Origin of the sequence: Halopseudomonas sp. MFKK-1 (assembly GCF_027474385.1) — a bacterium.
Taxonomy (GTDB): Bacteria; Pseudomonadota; Gammaproteobacteria; order Pseudomonadales; family Pseudomonadaceae; genus Halopseudomonas; species Halopseudomonas aestusnigri.
In genome coordinates this window covers 3,171,159-3,182,670 of sequence record NZ_CP114836.1, presented here as the reverse complement: position 1 = coordinate 3,182,670, position 11,512 = coordinate 3,171,159, and the positions used below count along the sequence as shown (strand labels likewise).

Annotated in this window: 12 protein-coding genes; 6 read left to right on the top strand and 6 right to left on the bottom strand. The window is 60.0% G+C overall.

The features are described from left to right. Positions 1-9: 9 nt before the first annotated feature. Both O5O48_RS14790 and O5O48_RS14785 read left to right on the top strand, forming a co-directional pair. On the top strand, positions 10-1,356 hold the full coding sequence (locus tag O5O48_RS14790; protein ID WP_269687419.1) for an efflux RND transporter periplasmic adaptor subunit: 1,347 nt from the start codon (positions 10-12) through the stop codon (positions 1,354-1,356). Continuing rightward, a complete protein-coding gene (locus O5O48_RS14785; protein WP_269688713.1) occupies positions 1,350-3,461 on the top strand; it encodes an HlyD family efflux transporter periplasmic adaptor subunit in 2,112 nt (703 codons plus the stop codon). Before O5O48_RS14790 ends, O5O48_RS14785 begins: the two co-directional genes overlap by 7 nt. Before the next feature lie 62 nt (positions 3,462-3,523). Here O5O48_RS14785 and O5O48_RS14780 read toward each other — a convergent pair whose 3' ends face one another. The 5 genes from O5O48_RS14780 to O5O48_RS14760 all read right to left on the bottom strand — a co-directional run bounded on the left by O5O48_RS14780 (position 3,524) and on the right by O5O48_RS14760 (position 6,509). Further along, complete coding sequence (locus O5O48_RS14780; protein ID WP_269687418.1) at positions 3,524-4,264, bottom strand: DNA-binding domain-containing protein; 741 nt, start codon at positions 4,262-4,264, stop codon at positions 3,524-3,526. After that, positions 4,261-5,121 carry an MNIO family bufferin maturase gene (gene bufB, locus O5O48_RS14775; protein WP_269687417.1) on the bottom strand — a complete coding sequence of 287 codons (861 nt, stop codon included), beginning with the start codon at positions 5,119-5,121 and terminating at the stop codon, positions 4,261-4,263. The genes O5O48_RS14780 and bufB overlap by 4 nt, the downstream gene beginning before the upstream one ends. A gap of 9 nt (positions 5,122-5,130) precedes the next feature. Beyond that, the gene (locus O5O48_RS14770) at positions 5,131-5,418 is read right to left on the bottom strand and encodes a BufA1 family periplasmic bufferin-type metallophore (protein WP_269687416.1); all 288 of its coding nucleotides are present in this window, start codon (positions 5,416-5,418) and stop codon (positions 5,131-5,133) included. Between the two features lie 53 nt (positions 5,419-5,471). Continuing rightward, complete coding sequence (locus O5O48_RS14765) at positions 5,472-5,939, bottom strand: DoxX family protein (RefSeq protein WP_269687415.1); 468 nt, start codon at positions 5,937-5,939, stop codon at positions 5,472-5,474. A 69-nt stretch (positions 5,940-6,008) separates the two neighbouring features. Then, positions 6,009-6,509 (bottom strand): YHS domain-containing (seleno)protein, encoded by a 501-nt coding sequence (locus O5O48_RS14760; protein ID WP_269687414.1) that lies wholly within the window; start codon positions 6,507-6,509, stop codon positions 6,009-6,011. 172 nt (positions 6,510-6,681) lie between these two features. Here O5O48_RS14760 and O5O48_RS14755 point away from each other — a divergent pair, with 172 nt between their 5' ends. The 4 genes from O5O48_RS14755 to O5O48_RS14740 all read left to right on the top strand — a co-directional run bounded on the left by O5O48_RS14755 (position 6,682) and on the right by O5O48_RS14740 (position 10,270). After that, positions 6,682-7,596, top strand: coding sequence for a LysR family transcriptional regulator (locus O5O48_RS14755; RefSeq protein ID WP_269687413.1), 915 nt, complete (start codon positions 6,682-6,684; stop codon positions 7,594-7,596). After that, positions 7,596-8,501 carry a LysR family transcriptional regulator gene (locus tag O5O48_RS14750; RefSeq protein WP_269687412.1) on the top strand — a complete coding sequence of 302 codons (906 nt, stop codon included), beginning with the start codon at positions 7,596-7,598 and terminating at the stop codon, positions 8,499-8,501. The genes O5O48_RS14755 and O5O48_RS14750 overlap by 1 nt, the downstream gene beginning before the upstream one ends. Before the next feature lie 136 nt (positions 8,502-8,637). Beyond that, positions 8,638-9,267 carry a glutathione S-transferase family protein gene (locus tag O5O48_RS14745; RefSeq protein WP_269687411.1) on the top strand — a complete coding sequence of 210 codons (630 nt, stop codon included), beginning with the start codon at positions 8,638-8,640 and terminating at the stop codon, positions 9,265-9,267. A 25-nt stretch (positions 9,268-9,292) separates the two neighbouring features. Continuing rightward, positions 9,293-10,270 carry a pyridoxamine 5'-phosphate oxidase family protein gene (locus tag O5O48_RS14740; RefSeq protein WP_269687410.1) on the top strand — a complete coding sequence of 326 codons (978 nt, stop codon included), beginning with the start codon at positions 9,293-9,295 and terminating at the stop codon, positions 10,268-10,270. 196 nt (positions 10,271-10,466) lie between these two features. On the opposite strand, the gene O5O48_RS14730 is transcribed toward O5O48_RS14740, so the two are convergent. Continuing rightward, entirely contained in the window at positions 10,467-11,486 is a 1,020-nt protein-coding gene (locus O5O48_RS14730) for an AraC family transcriptional regulator (RefSeq protein ID WP_269687409.1), read from the bottom strand. Positions 11,487-11,512 lie beyond the last annotated feature (26 nt).

Here is an 11,512-nt window from a genome sequence, read left to right as displayed (position 1 = left end):
GGGGTATTGGTGAGCGATACTGTCGCGGCCCTTTTGGGGCTTGAACAGCAACTGCGCAAGGCTGAAAGCCTTGCGCAGTTGTTTTATACATTGGTCAATCAGACACATACCTGCGTGCCATACACCCAGAGCGTTTTGCTGGTCGGTGAGCGTATGCAGCGGCCGCATGTCGTTGCCGCGTCTGATTTGCCTACCGTTGATTACACCTCACCCTACATCGCCTGGGTTGAGCAATTGGCGCGTTTTGTAATTGGGCAGGGGAGTCCGGAAAATCAGACCCAGCTGAGGCCGGCTGATCTGAGCGCGGACCTTGCCAACGAATGGCGAGAGCTTGGTCTGCCCGACCATATCCTTTGGCAACCGCTGCGTATCGAGGCCAGAAATGGCGAGGTTGCAGGCGTTCTGCTTCTTCTGCGAGACAAAAACTGGAGCGAGGCCGAGCAGAGTGTGCTGCAGCATCTGGCGGGAAGTGCCGGGCACGCGCTCTTTGCGCTGCGTCGCGGTCAGCAGTTCACTCGTTTGAAAAGCAATCTGCAGCACCGCAAGGTGTGGCTGGCCAGCCTGTTGGCGGTTCTGCTGATAATGCTGCTACCGGTGCGCCTGAGCACCCTGGCGCCGGTTGAAGTGGTACCGAAGTCTCCCCATGTTGTTGCAGCCCCCCTGGAAGGGGTGGTCAGGCAGGTAGCGGTAAAGCCCAATCAGCAGGTGCGCCCGGGCGATGTGCTGATCGAGCTTGAGCAAAGTGAGCTTGCCAGTAAGGAGGCGGTTGCCAGGCAGGCGTTATCCGTTGCCGAGGCCGAACTGAAGACTGTTCAGCAGGGCGGCTTTCTGGATCCCACGCAGAAAGCCAGGCTCGCCGAGCTGGAAGCGCAGGTTCGTTTGAGACAGGCCGAGTGGCAGTTTGCCCGGGACCAGCTGGAGCGCTCGGTGATTACGGCTGACCGGCCGGGTGTTGCCGTACTGGACAACCCGGACGACTGGAAGGGCCGGCCCGTGAGGGTAGGGGAACGGATTATGCAGGTTGCGGATCCGACCCAGGTGGAGTTCAGAATCATGCTGCCGGTCAAGGATTCGATTTCCCTGGTGTCGGGAGCGGAGGTAAGGGTTTTTCTCGACAATGATCCTCTGCATGCCTGGTCGGCACAGCTCAGTGAGTCCGGCTACGAACCACAGACAACGCCGGATCAGCAGCTGGCCTACCGTTTGATCGCACAGCTCAGCGAGTCTGAGCGGCAGGCAGAGCCTCCCCGTGTTGGCCTGCGTGGTACCGCCAAGGTGTACGGTGAGAAGGTGAGCATTTTCTTCTACCTGTTTCGCCGCCCCATTACCTCGGTTCGGCAGTGGCTGGGATGGTAGAGTTCAGGCTACCTGCACTCAGGCAGGACCTGAAGCTGCTGCCGGGAGGGCATGACGAAGATGGTGCGCCACGTTATCTGCTGCATGATCGAGTGCGTAACCGTTATTTCACCCTGTCGATAGACGCCCTGGCGCTGATTCGCCACTGGCAGCCAGGCCGCACGCTGGAAGAGATGCATGCATTTCTGCAGGCCCGAGGGCTGGATCATGCGGTCGAGGAGATTCGTGCGTTTTCCGATTTTCTGATTGCAAACAACCTGGTGCTTGCCCGCAGCAACGGCGCCAGTGACGCCTTTTATCGTCAACAGCAGGGCAGCCGGCCCAGTGTCCTGCAATGGTTACTGCATAACTATCTGTTTATTCGAATCCCGCTGTTTCGGCCTGACAACTGGCTGAATAAAGTCGGTCCGAAGCTGTCATGGCTGCTCGGCAGTACTGCTCATCGGATCGTTATGGTTCTCGGAGTCCTGGGCGGTCTGCTGGTGCTGCGTCAATGGGACGAGTTCAGTGCGACCTTTCTTTACTTCTTCAGCCTGGAAGGGTTTCTGCTTTACGGTCTGACGCTGGTGCTGGTCAAGAGTGCCCATGAATTGGGGCATGCGCTGATATCGCAAAGACTAGGTTGCAGAGTGGCATCCATGGGCGTCGCATTCCTGGTGATGTTTCCGGTGCTATATACCGATACTACGGATGCCTGGAAGCTGCAGTCCCGTCGTGATCGCCTGCGTATTGTCACTGCTGGCGTCCGAACAGAGCTTTATCTCGCGCTCATTGCCACGTTCCTGTGGGGTGTCCTGCCGGATGGTTCGCTGCGCAGTGCCGCGTTTTTTATTGCGACCACCAGTTGGGTTACCTCTGTCCTGGTCAACATCAGTCCGTTTATGCGGTTTGACGGGTACTACGCGTTTTCCGACTTGATTGGGGTAGAGAACCTTCAACAGCGTGCGTTCGAACTCGGACGCTGGCGGTTGCGTCGCTGGCTATGGGGGCTGAATGATCCGCTGCCGGAGCCGATGCCACGTCGACGCGCACGGCTGCTGATCCTCTATGCCTGGGGCACATGGTTGTACCGCTTTTTCCTGTTCCTGGGTATTGCTCTGCTGGTGTATCACTTTTTCTTCAAGGTGCTTGGCATCTTTCTATTCATTGTCGAGGTGCTCTGGTTCATCGTCATGCCCATATTCAAGGAAGTACGTACGTGGCGAGAGCGTCGCGCTGATTTTCACTGGACAGGCTGGCGATTGGTCGGGTGGGCACTGCCATTGCTGGCGCTAGTCTGGATGTTGCTGCCCTTGTCGGTTGATGTTCGGCTGCCATCCGTCTTGCGTGCTCAGCAGGTGCAATCGCTGTTTGCGTCGGAGCCGGCTCAGGTAGTGGCTGTTTACGTGCAGTCCGGCGATCAGGTGACGGCGGGTCAGGTACTTGTGCAATTGCAGTCGCCGGAACTCAGGCAGCAAGTGCAGGAAACGCTGGAACAGCTTCAGCTGGTTCGCCTGAAGCTCTCTCGTCAGTCGACTTTTCGTGATGACCAGGTCGCTCAGGCGGTCAACCTTGAGCGTCTCCAGCAGTTGAATGAACAGTTGGCCGGGTTGCGTCAGCGGGAGGCGAAGCTGGTCGTCAGGGCTCCGATCAACGGGTTTGTCGGCGCCATGGGAAGCCTGTCCGACAACCAGTGGATCGGACGCGATGAGCCGATTCTTACTCTGGTCAACAATGACCAACTGATTATTGAAGGATTGGTAAACGAGCGTTATCTGACCTCTCTTGAACACGGGCAGGTCGGTGTATTTGTCGCATCCTCGGGTGAGGGCGAGCGAATATCTGTGCGGGTTGCACAAATTGATATCAGCGCTGTTCCGGCGTTGCCCTACGCAGAGCTCGGCTCTGACGCGGGCGGCCCTATCGCCGCACGACTCAAGGATGACCGGCTGATACCGGAAGCCGCACATTATCGCGTCGAAATGACGCTTGAAGGCCCTGTACCCGAGGTTCTTCGACAGAAAAGGGAGGTCGGCGTGGCCGTCATTGAAGGCAAGCCACGGAGTGCATTGCTGCATCAGTTGCAGCGTCTGATTGCGCTTTTTATTCGGGAGTCCGGATTCTGAACAAAATGATTTGCGCGCCTGCCCGATCCATGAGCGGTGCTCTGGCATGCAGGCGCACAATGTCACGCGGGGCAAAGGCACCCCCAGGCTACCAGTTCTGCCAGTGCCGGTATGGCTTCGGCTTCATCCTCTGAACTAAACGCCAGCACCTGACTGAGCGTGCTGCCTGACCGAAAGGGCGCTAGCAGATCAGCCTTAAGCGAGCTTATCCGCTCCGTGTGAAGTTGCCACTGAGGGCGCCACACCAGCACGTTTTCCGGTTGCCAGTCTTCGGCGCGAGGCATCGGCAGCTGGTCTATCTGGCTTTGCCATATCCGTAACAGCGGGCTGGTTGAGCGCAGCAGGGCAAGCGACGGGTGCCATGCCAGTGGTTGTTCAAGCCAGGACAGCGCGCTGTCGTCTGGAATCGGCTTGAACGGGATCTGGTTTGCGGCATGAAACGCCTTTAAACGTGCCCGCTCAAGGTCTGCTATGTCACGCAGCCACGGCATCTGCGCCACTGCCGGGAACGACATCAAAAACTCGCCAAGTCCGTCACCATAGCAGTGCAGAACAGCAGACGTTGGCGGCTGGCTGCTGACAAAGGCAGCAGCGACGGCCGTGAAGTATCTCTCGCCCAGCAGGCGATCCAGCACAGGGTAGACCTGGCGCAGCGCGCTGATGCGCGCCGCCCGGACGTTGTTTCTGTAGATATCGAAGCGTTGCTCCACATCCCGCGCCTTGCCGCTGAAAAGATGACAGGGTGTCTCGGGAGCGGACTGGGTAAGCGCCCTGGTGAACTGCCGCTGATCGTGCGTATTCATCTGGTCGCCTCCCTGGTACGGTCGGATTCGAGCAGGCAAGCGCGTGCGACATCGACCTCCTGTACCAGCCGGGACCAGCACGGGACATCATTGTCCCGTTCGATGATGGTTGGTCTGCTGCCAGCGATGTGCAGGAAATGGCTATAAAGAGCCCAGGTTGCGCTATCAACGGCGCTGCCGTGATCGTCGATCAGCAAGGTGCCACCGTTAGCCACAGGCTTAGCACTATGGCCCGCGAGGTGTACCTCGCCCACGTCGTCGAGAGGGATAGTCTGCAGGTAGCTGTCGACCCGGCCGCCGTTATTGTGGCAACTGATCAGCAGATTGTTCAGATCCAGCAACAAGCCGCAGCCGCTGCGTTGCACCAGCGCAGCCAGGAACTCGGCCTCGGGTAATTCGCTTTGGGCAAACGTCAGGTACGTGGCGGGGTTCTCGATCAGAACCCGGCGACCGAGGGTATCCTGCAATCGGGCAACGTGATCAACCGTGCGGTCGAGTACCTCGCTGCTGTATACAACCGGCAGCAGATCCGCCAGGAACTGCCCGTCACTAAAGGCCCAGGCAAGGTGTTCTGAAACCAGGGCAGGGCGGTAGCGTTCACACAGGCGCTGCAGCTGCCGCAGGTGCTGCGGGTTCAACGCCTCTGCGCCTCCGAGTGATAAACCTACACCATGAATTGAGAGTGGCAGCTCCGTCTGCAGTTGCTCCAGCTGGTGATGCAGAATTCCCCCCTCGCCGAAATAGTTCTCCGCGTGGATTTCGAGCAGATCGACAGCGCTGGTATTTGCAAGCAGAGCCTCAAAATGTTGTGGCTTGAAGCCAACACCGGCACCTCGGGTCAGGGGGAAGTAGTGCATGTCCACCTCCTAGGGACGCTTGACTGGCGTCAGCGAGCCCATGCCGTGTGGAGTCTCGATGCTGGTACAGGTACCGGACGGAACCAGTGTCCAGGCATCACCCTGATAATCAATCTTGGAGGTGCCGGCGCAGGAGGTGCCGGGGCCTGCGGCGCAGTCATTCTGACCGGCCAGTGAGATGCCATAGCATTTTTCCTTGCCGGCGTTGATGCCGGCGGCACTGGCATGCTGGCTGGCTGCAAGTACAGCTCCGAGCAGCGAGGCGGCCAGCGCGGTGTTGAAGTGTCGACGATCCATGATGAAGGTCCTCTTTCTAATATATAGGGGTGCGGTTCGCGAACGCACGGTGCTTAGTGCGCCTGAGTGCAATGCGGGGCGCGTGGAGTGGATATCGGGTTCAGCCAGCGTCCGATCAGGTGGTCGAGCGACAGGCGACCACCGCCGTGCAACAGCAGCACTAACAGCGGAACTGCCCAGGTGCCATGAGTGGCCCAGGCCGAAGGGTAGACCAGCAGCTGAATGACCAGGGTCATGGTCAGCAGGCCAAACGCACCGAGTCGTGTGGCTAACCCCAGCAACAGCATCACCGGTAACAGGTGCTCGCCGATCGTTGCCAACGCAGCGGCGATCACCGGGTCAATCAACGGCAGGCGATACTCTTCCTGAAACAGGTACAGCGCGGTGTCATTGAGTTGCCAGCCGTCGACCTTGGTTCGTCCGGACTGCCAGAACACGGCACCGGGGAAAATGCGTGCGGCCAGTAGCAGAACGTCCTGCAGCGGAGCCTGCAGGGGCCGGTGTGCAGAGGGGGAAAGCATGATAACTACCTCATTGATGATGGGCGCGAATGGCTGCGGCGGCAGCGAGGCTACCGCCGCAGTACCGGGTTACAGGGCGTTCGGCGCCAGATCCTTGATCAGCGGCCAGTTGGTGTCGGCCTTGGCGATGTTGCCAGGCACATCTTCAGCCCACTTCTTGAATACGTCCGCGTTAACGTTCAGGTACAGCTTGCCGTCGACCACCTTGTACTGGCTCGGGTCTACATCCAGTTTTTTGCCCAGCGCCGCGCCCATTGCGCAGTACCCGCCGTACTGCGGCACGTAGGCCGCAGGATCGGCCTGAAAGGTCTTCATGTTCTCGGCGTTGGCGAAGTAGTACAGGGCGCCGCCATGCTCGACGGCGAAGCGGCTGCTGCCCTCTGCCGGATTGCCCTGGAAGTAGGAGACGGTGTCGTAACCCTTGAGAATGACGCGCTGCTCATCGACGTTGATCGCCGACGTTGAGGTTTCGTCATAAGCATAGGTGGTGGTTGCGGTCAGCAGTGCGGCACCGCCAAAGCCCAGGGCAACGGCCAGCGAACTGGCGATAAAAGCGTTTTTCAGTGTCATGGTGTAGCTCCTCGATTCATGCAATTTCAGTCAATGGTGTGTCGTGCTGTGCAGCGACGGTTTGAACTGTAAGTGCATCCAAAAAATCAAAGAACAGCCTGATTTTGAAAGTGACTATTGTTGTAAATGAAATTATTGGTCTAACCTGATCGGCAGTGAACCGGAGTGGACCATGGACAGATTCAAGGAAATGCAGATATTTCAGGCCGTTGCAGAAGAGCAGAACTTTGCCTCTGCCGCACGCAAGCTTGGCATGTCTGCACCCAGCGTTACCCGTGCTGTTGCTGCGTTGGAGCAACGGCTCGGCACCTTGTTGCTGGCGCGCACAACCCGCAGTGTGCATGTGACCGAGTCAGGTCAGCGTTACGTTGAAGACTGCCGCCGGATTCTGGCCGAGCTGGACGAAGCCGAGGAATCGGCGGGTGGCGTGCATGCGCAGGCACGGGGCCTGCTAACGGTGACTGCACCTGTGCTGTTTGGTGAGCTGTTCGTGACTCCGGTAATGGTCGACTATCTGGCCAACCATCCCGCGGTACAGATCAAGGCGCTGTTGGTCGACCGGGTGGTGCACATGCTTGACGAAGGAATTGACGTGGCGGTGCGGATCGGTGAATTGCCTGATGGCAATCTCAATAGCATTCGCGTTGGTGAGGTCCGTCGGGTCGTCTGCGCCTCGCCCGGATATCTGGCGCGTTACGGCCGGCCATCGCACCCGAGCGAGCTGGCAGACGCGTCGGTTGTGATGTCTGCCTCGAGCACACTGCTGACTGAGTGGGAGTTCAGTGGACCCGAGGGGCGAATCCAGGTCATACCTGAGCCGCGCTTGGTTGTTACTGCAAACCAGGCGGCAATCAACGCGGCGAAACTGGGCTGGGGCATCACCCGGGTGCTGTCCTATCAGGTCGCGGAGCAGGTTCGGATCGGCGCGCTGGAACTGCTGCTGGAAGACTATGAATTAGAGCCACTGCCGATTCATGTGGTTCACCAGGGCGGGCGGAGGATACCGGCCAAGGTACGTGAATTTGTTGATTTCTGCGTCGCCCAGCTGAGCGCCAACAGCGCGTTGCAGGGCAGGGGGCCGCACTGATGGACCGATTTCAGGAAATGACGGTATTCGGGGCGGTGGCCGACGAGATGAGTCTGGCCAAGGCGGCGCGGCGCTTGTATCTGTCGGCCCCCACGGTCACGCGGGCAATCGATGCGCTGGAGCAGCGTATCGGTGTCAAGTTGTTGCAGCGCAGCACGCGGGGCGTGGGCCTGACCGAGGCCGGTGAGCGCTTTCTTGCGGACTGCCGGCGTATTCTGGCGGAAGTGGCTGACGCCGACCGCTCTGCCAGCGGTTTGCACACGTCACCTCAGGGGCGGTTGCAGGTGTCCATGCCGCTGCTCTTCGGGCAGTCGCTGATGACGCCCATCCTGCTGGAATACCTTCAGGCGCATCCGCGGGTCGAGGTGTTTGGCGTGTATCAGGACCGGGTACCCAATCTGCACGAGGAGGGAATTGAGGTCGCGGTGCAGGTCGGGGCATTGCCTGACTCGTCACTGTTTGCTGCCAAGGTCGGTGATGTGCGGCGCATCATCTGCGCCAGTCCGGACTACCTTGCCGCGCATGGCACGCCCTCGCGGCCGGAGCAGTTGATTGAACATCAGATAGTGCATTCATCTGCCGACTCGCGTACGCCGGAATGGCAGTTTGTGCAGCAGGGCGCGGTAAAGCGTTACGCGCTGCTGCCACGCTTGAGCTGTGCAACCAATCATGCGGCGATTGCGGCTGCCGAGCGGGACGCGGGGTTGGTGCGCTGCATGAGCTATCAGGTGCATGAGTCGCTGGCGCTGGGGCGGTTGCAACCGGTACTGCAGGAATTCGAGTTGCCGGTATTGCCGGTGCATGTGGTCTACCGGGAAGGTCGCCGCGCCGCTGCGCGGGTCCGCAGCTTCGTGGATCTGGCCGTCGCGCGCTTGCGAGTACACCCGGCATTGAATGAAGGGTAATTTCAGTTTTCGCAATAAAGGATTGCTGTTGCCGGTTATTCCTCACTTTTGTGCGAGGTAAGAAGATGAGACTCCCGCGGGCATTTGCGGCTACCACCGCAGCCCGTTTTACCTGTCATAGATACTGGAGTCTCACATGTCACATCCGATCAAGTTCTATCGTTACCCTCTGTCCGGCCACGCGCACCGCGTTGAACTGATGCTGTCGCTGCTGCGCGTTCCCCATGAAACCGTATTTGTCGATCTGGCCACCGGTGCGCACAAGCAGCCGGCCTTTCTGGCGTTGAACACCTTCGGCCAGGTGCCGGTTATCGAGGACCGTGGCCAGGTATTCAGCGATTCGAACGCCATTCTGGTGTACCTCGCCACTCAGTACGATGCCTCCGGTCGCTGGTTGCCACGCGATGCCGCAGGCGCCGCGCGGGTGCAGCGCTGGTTGTCGGTCGCCGCCGGCGAGCTGGCCGCTGGACCGGCGCGCGCCAGGCTGATCACGTTGTTTGGCGCACCCTATGATGCCGAGTCCACCATCAATGCGTCGCACGATTTGCTGGGCCTGGTTGAACGTGCTCTGACTGCCAGCAGCTACCTTGCGGGAGAGCAGGTGACCATCGCGGACGTCGCGCTGTACAGCTATGTGGCGCACGCACCGGAAGGCAACGTTTCGCTGAGCAAGTATCCGCGGGTGCAAGCATGGCTGGCGCAGATTGAGAGTTTGCCCGGCTTTGTGCCGATGGCGCGTTCCGCCATTGGCCTGCAAAGCGCCTGAGCGAGTGGGCACAGAGGGCTCCGTCATGAGTAACGCTGATGTATGGCATGCAGGCGAGCGCGAATTGCAGCGCCGCCTCGGTGTTGCCGAGCGGATGGCTGAGATCGGACCGCGGGTGCTCAGCCCGGTGCTGCCTGAGCAGCATCGGGCGTTCTATCCGCTGCTGAACTTTGTTGTCGTGGGTGCCGTTTCAGCCAACGGTGATCTCTGGGCTGGCATGCTGGAGGGGGCGCCGGGCTTTGCCTGGTCCCCCGATCCGTCGACGCTGCGGCTGGATACCCGGCTCAGCGGCGCGGATCCCTGTGCTCAGGCATTGCTTGAGACCGGGGCGGTTGGGTTGCTGGGCATCGATTTGACTACCCGACGGCGCAATCGTTTGTCAGGGCAGATAAGCGCGATTGACTCGAACGGGCTGGATATTCGGGTCGAGCAGGCGTTTGGCAACTGTCCGCAGTTCATCCAGCAACGTCAGTTGCTCGCAGAGGCTGGTGCCCCGGAAGAGGCGGGCACCCTTGTAACCAACAGCCTGACTGACCGCATGCGCGAGCTGATCAGTGCTGCTGATACCTGCTTCGTCGCCAGTGGCTTGCCACGCGACGGTCAGGATGCCGCGGTGGACGTGTCTCATCGCGGTGGCTGGCCCGGTTTTGTCAGAGTGACAGCAGACCGCCTGACCATGCCGGAGTTTTCCGGCAACCGCTTCTTCAATACCCTCGGCAACCTGCTGGTCAATCCGCGTGCGGGGTTGCTGTTTATCGACTTCGCCAGTGGTGACCTGCTGCAAATTACCGGTCGGGTCGAGCTGCAATGGGACGCACCACAAGCCGAGCGCTACGAAGGTGTTGAGCACCTTTGGCATCTGGAGGTCGAGCGTGCGGTCTGGCGGCCGGGCGGGTCGGCTTTGCGCTGGCAGTTTGAGGGCTTTTCGCCGGCGTTGGGTCGCACCGGCAGGTGGGCCGATGAGTCCCTATCTGTTAATGAATCGGGTACGCCCCAGGAGTAGAAGGTGAGTACTGAACAACGTCAGCCGTTACCCCATTTACCCGGGAGACGGCAATCGAAAAGGTACGCCTGTATCAACGAGCGCCCCATCCGACCTGAGAAGCGCCTTTCCATTGGCCTCTCGGCCCGAGGCCGGCTGAACATTCGGGGCTGTCCGAGCTGGGGTTGTAGGGGCCAGCCGCAGCGGCTTGTGTCCCCTAAGGAGAGGTGACGGCAGCGGCCTGTCTGAACTGCTGCCGCCATTTGGCCGGTGACACGCCGATGCGTCGCTTGAAGGCGCGACTGAACGAGGAGAGGTCACTGTAACCAAGCCGGTCTGACAGGCTGGTAACGTCACAGCGTGAGGCCTGAAGGTGCCAGCAGGCCATGCGGATGCGTGCATCCTGTACCAGATCACGAAAGCGGATCTGCTCCTCTTGCAGCCGGCGTTGCAGGCTCCGCGGGTGCAGCCCAAGCTGTGCTGCAATGGTGTCGATGCTGATGTGCTGCAGGCCCGGCTGCTCGGTAATCAGGTTGCGAATCTGCAGCTCCAGACTGGTCTGCAGCCGCTCCCGGGCATTGGCCAGGTACTGCTCACTCTCTTTGCCGTCGTCGGATCGCGTACTGTTGAAGACAGCACTGAACATCGCTTCGGGGAACACCAGGCTGTCGTGTTCCTGATCGAACAGCACCTCACAGCCAAAATGGTTTAGATACTGCCTGAGCGCCCCGATCCGGCTATGGGCAAAGGTCACCCGTAACGGGCGTTGCGCATGGCCAAGTAGCAGGCGTGCGACCCGCAAAAACGCCGCCACGGACATCTCGTGATACTGACGTGCATGCGGGCTTGGGTTGTTGTGCTCGGTGCGGATGATGTGGACCTGTCCTGCGAAGGTCTGCAACTGCCAGTGTTCGGCGCTGCTATGCAGGCTCATGTATCGCTGAGCTATGCCGAAGGCCTCCTGCAGGGTGGTGGCATTGCTCAGGACCTTGCCGAGCAGGCCCAGCATTTCAATGCCCTGGTGCTGCGCAACCCGCATGCCGAAATCCGGGCGCTGGAGATGCTCGGCTGCCTCGGCCAGCAGACGCTGCAGCTGTTCGATCTCGATCTGATGATCCTCGCTGTCGAGCAGTGCCGGATCGATACCGGCCTTACGCAGGAGCAGGTCGGCAGCGTCTCCGGCTTCGACGCGAAACCCGCTTATCGCCGCACTGCGTACAACATACCGGATAGTCATGGCGTCTCCTGCGAGCGCTATTGGCC